Raw genomic sequence first — 1,758 nt, 5'->3', positions numbered from 1 at the left:
CGCAGCGAGGCGTAGTACTCGTGGCCCGATGCCTGGTTGACCCGCCTGCGGATGCCCGCGGTGTCGATGAAGCGCCAGGTTCGGTCACCGAGCGTGATCAGCTCGTCGACCGGGTCGACCGTGGTGCCGGCGGCGTTGTCGACGACGAGCGCCGCTACTACCTCGAGCGCGAGATCGAGCGCGACCTCGTACAGCTGCACTGGGCGCCGCGGATCAACTTCACCGCCCTCACCGGCTGGCACGTCGACCGGCTCGTCCCGGCGCTCGACAAGGCCCTGGAGGGTTGGGAGACCCGGATCGGCACCGGTGCCCTCAACACGTTCCTGGGCCGGTTGGTCTCCGAGCACCCGCACCCGGTGCGCAGCGGCAAGCAGCCCAAGATCCTCTTCGCGACACAGCCCTCGACGGCGCCGCCGACGTTCGTGCTGTTCACCAGCGGCAAGCTCGACGCGTCCTACGAGCGCTTCATCGAGCGACGCCTGCGCGAGGAGTTCGGCTTCGTCGGGACGCCGATCGTGATCAACCAGAAGCCGCGCGAGAAGCGCAAGCGCTGACGTACGGTCCGAAACTCAGGGGTTGAGGCCCGCGGCGCGCAGCCAGTCCATCGGATCGATGGGGTTGCCGCCGGCGGGTCGCACCTCGAGGTGGAGGTGCGGACCTGTCGAGTTCCCGGTGCTGCCCACGGTGCCGATCTCGTCGGCCATCTCCACGGAGTCGCCGGCTGCCACTGAGACGCTGGTCTGGTGGCAGTACCTCAGCTCGGTGCCGTCGGGGAGGGTCAGGATCGTGCGCAGTCCATAGGGGCCGGCATCGGCGACCTCGGTGACCACACCCTCGGCCACCGCGACCAGCGGCTCGCCGTAGCCGGCACCGAAGTCCTGGCCACCGTGCTCCGCCTCCCACAGCGGGCCGGTCAGGCCGAACCCGGCCGAGACGTCGTACGACGCCAACGGGAGCACGACCGTGGCGAGGTCGGGTTCCCCGGTGTAGCCGTACTTCTCCAGCACGGCCCGGAAGCCGACGAGCACCCGGTCGCGGGCATCGGCCCGCTGGTTCAACGCATAGAGGCTCTGCTGGCGCGCGGCGACCTGCTGGGCGAGGGCGATGACCTCGGCAGTGTGACCGCTCTCGCGCGCCACCGTCTCCGGAGCGGCGTCCGCCCGAGGCGCGGCCAGGCTCAGGCCGATCGTCACGCCCAGGACGGCGACGAGCAGGCCTAGGCGGCGCGGAACAGCGGACATCGGAAGACCTCCCACAAGGTTGAGACTTCATCTTCCGAGCGCCGCGGCCGTGAGTCTGCTCAATGGAACGAGATGGCCCGGATGGACTACGCCGGCATGGTCGCCCGTGGCCATGGAGTGGGCGCCGGCCCCCGGCACGTGGCGATCCCCGACCCGGATGGTGGGTCGATTCCTTGCTCACCAAGGCCCTGGGGTAGTCTTCCGAACGCTTCGTTGGCCTTGTGCCGCAAGCGTTCGGGCTGTAGCGCAGCTTGGTAGCGCACCTGACTGGGGGTCAGGGGGTCGCAGGTTCAAATCCTGTCAGCCCGACCGATTGAATCCGGCTCTGACCAGCAAACATGCTGGTCAGAGCGGGGTTCCGGTCTCGGAGAGTCGCGGGTTTCCGTTCAGGAAAGACCCGAAGATTTGAACCGCTCTCCAGAAACTCTCCACAAACTCCTTTCGCAAGTCCTTCGATGGGCCGATCCCGGTGATGACTACGGACCGATCACGGTCCACCCCGGTCGTCTCGGAACGC

Annotated in this window: 1 protein-coding gene, 1 tRNA gene and 1 pseudogene; 2 read left to right on the top strand and 1 reads right to left on the bottom strand. The window is 68.2% G+C overall.

The window, feature by feature from the left end:
- A pseudogene (locus tag RMO85_RS03295) lies at nt 1-554 on the top strand (hypothetical protein); the annotation flags it as partial.
- A 15-nt stretch (nt 555-569) separates the two neighbouring features.
- Here RMO85_RS03295 and RMO85_RS03290 read toward each other — a convergent pair.
- Nucleotides 570-1,241, bottom strand: coding sequence for a M23 family metallopeptidase (locus RMO85_RS03290; RefSeq protein ID WP_310526447.1), 672 nt, complete (start codon nt 1,239-1,241; stop codon nt 570-572).
- 235 nt (nt 1,242-1,476) lie between these two features.
- Here RMO85_RS03290 and RMO85_RS03285 point away from each other — a divergent pair.
- Nucleotides 1,477-1,550: transfer RNA gene (locus RMO85_RS03285), tRNA-Pro, on the top strand.
- The last annotated feature ends 208 nt before the right edge of the window (nt 1,551-1,758 follow it).

The organism is Nocardioides sp. (assembly GCF_031422975.1).
Taxonomy (GTDB): domain Bacteria; phylum Actinomycetota; class Actinomycetes; order Propionibacteriales; family Nocardioidaceae; genus Nocardioides.
This window is presented reverse-complemented; position numbering and strand designations above follow the sequence as displayed.

What these genes read in the sequence shown, in the direction of transcription:
- RMO85_RS03290 (WP_310526447.1), bottom strand. Translation starts at nt 1,241, where the DNA reads ATGTCCGCTGTTCCGCGCCGCCTAGGCCTGCTCGTCGCCGTCCTGGGC.